The sequence below is a fragment of the Alistipes sp. DJF_B185 genome (assembly GCF_964250025.1).
Classification (GTDB): domain Bacteria; phylum Bacteroidota; class Bacteroidia; order Bacteroidales; family Rikenellaceae; genus Alistipes; species Alistipes finegoldii.
The window spans coordinates 1-957 of record NZ_CAXUDY010000076.1; the positions used below are offsets into that span (position 1 = coordinate 1).

The following is a 957-nucleotide window of genomic DNA, read 5'->3' on the forward strand; positions in this document are numbered from 1 at the left end:
GTAAAGATCAAGGACGATATAAAGCGTTTCCTTGCAGACAGACTGGCATTGGAACTATCGGACGAGAAAACGCTCGTCACTCATACTGAAAAGCCTGCAAAATTCCTTGGATATGAGGTGACTGTCCGCAAGTCGAACCTGCAAAAACGGAACAAACGGGGAAGCCTGTCCCGTGTGTATGGAAACAAGGTCAGATTAAAGGTAACGACCGAAGTAATAAAGAAAAAATTGCTGGAACTCGGCGTGCTGAAATTCAGCTATCATAACGGGCACGAGCAATGGATTCCCAAACACCGGTCGGAACTTATCAATAATGACGACCTTGAAATCCTTGACAGTTACAATGCCGAGATCAGAGGGTTTTACAACTATTACTCGATAGCTAACAACGCTTCTGAACTGAACACTTTTCACTACATCATGCAGTACAGTATGTACAAAACCTTTGCCGGGAAATACCGAACCACAGTAAGACGAATTTGCCGGAAATACAAACGCAACGGAGTCTTTACAGTCGGGTATACGGTAAAAAACGGCAAAGCAAAAGAACGTCGCTTATACAATGAAGGGTTCAAAAGAAAAAGACCTTCTTATGATCGGTCGATTGACAGATGCCCGAATCCAATGCCCGGCGTCAGCACCACAAGCCTTATAGACAGGCTGAAAGCTCAGAAATGTGAGTTGTGCGGTGCTACGGACAATCTGGTTATGCACCATGTGCGGAAACTCGGAGAACTGAAAGGCAAGGAGAATTGGGAAAAACTGATGATTGCCAGACGGCGTAAGACTATGGCCGTTTGCGGCAGCTGTCATCAAAAGATACATCATGGAACGTTTTAGACTGACAATATTAGCGGAGAGCCGGATACGCTGGAAGGTGTACGTCCGGTTCGGAGGCGAGTATTGGGAAACCTATCATAGAAATATGACAAGGCGCCGGGTACTTAGCCTACATAA

General features: G+C 45.6%; 1 protein-coding gene. It reads left to right on the top strand.

What is annotated here, in order from left to right; translation table 11 throughout:
• Positions 1–840 (top strand): group II intron reverse transcriptase/maturase (locus ACESTR_RS16245; protein WP_373179455.1); only part of this gene is annotated, 840 nt, incomplete at its 5' end.
• Positions 841–957 lie beyond the last annotated feature (117 nt).